The following is a 984-nucleotide window of genomic DNA, read 5'->3' on the forward strand; positions in this document are numbered from 1 at the left end:
GCACACAAGTCTATGAGCCCTGCCGTGGAAAGCCGCCGACGGCGCCTGGCCACCCACGGGAGAGCCGGGCCACTCGACGGGGAGTTACGGGTGGTGCGCGGGCGGGAGACAAAAGCCGAAGACCGAGGCGCACACCCCGCGCAAACGGGCGCACGCATATGCCCCCACGCCCCCACACCGTGACCCGCGGAGCGGATCCGCGTTGGTCAAGACAGAGTTGACCACAACGGGCCGCGATCGCGGCCCATTCCTTTCAACGCCGGTTCGAGAGGCTTGTTCATGGCCGACCACGCAACCCACGACGCCCAGGCTCGGGCCAGCCTGCACTTGCTGGTGCGGGACATCGAGCGGGTCCGCCGGCAGGTGGACGCACTGCGCACACTCACCGCCCAGTTGGGCAACGTCTACCGCCCGCGCCGCTCCGGCCCCTCCACGGGCTTCGTCGTCTACGGACGCGCCCCCGCCCCGACGGTACGTCTCGCCCAGGAGCTGCGGGACAGTGTCGAGACCCTGGTCACAGCGGCCGTGGACTTCGACCGATCGCTCGGCTTCTCGTGGGACGCGGTCGGTTCCGCACTCGGAGTCACCAAGCAGGCGGTGCACCGTCGTTACGGCTCCCGCCGTGCTACTGCCCCGGCGGCCACGCCCGAGCCGGAGCGCACGCCGGAGCCAACGCCGGCGGGCGGCCGCGCGGTCAATGTGACCACCGGCCTGCCCACGGTCCCGACGGTCCCCGCGGCCCGCTCCATGCCCACCCAGCCGACAGCCGGCAGCCCCGCTCTCCGCGACGAGGCGAGGCCCACGGCCTTCCCGGGCCCGCGCAACGGCTGACGCCTCCTCTGTCCTGCCCTCCCGGAATGCCCCGGGAGGGCAGTCGCGTATCCGCCGATGACCGGCTGCGACCCCCGGCGGGCGCCCGCCACCTGCCTCTTATACACATCTCCGAGCCCACGAGACTAGCGCTCAAATCGTATGCCGTCCTCT

1 protein-coding gene is annotated in these 984 nt (G+C 71.6%); it reads left to right on the forward strand.

Going from position 1 to position 984, the window contains the following annotated elements:
* The first annotated feature begins 279 nt into the window (after window positions 1–279).
* Window positions 280–831: a hypothetical protein gene (locus C1J00_RS43630; protein WP_102914250.1), complete on the forward strand. Its 552-nt coding sequence runs from the start codon at window positions 280–282 to the stop codon at window positions 829–831.
* Window positions 832–984 lie beyond the last annotated feature (153 nt).

The organism is Streptomyces cahuitamycinicus, assembly GCF_002891435.1.
Lineage (GTDB): Bacteria > Actinomycetota > Actinomycetes > Streptomycetales > Streptomycetaceae > Streptomyces > Streptomyces cahuitamycinicus.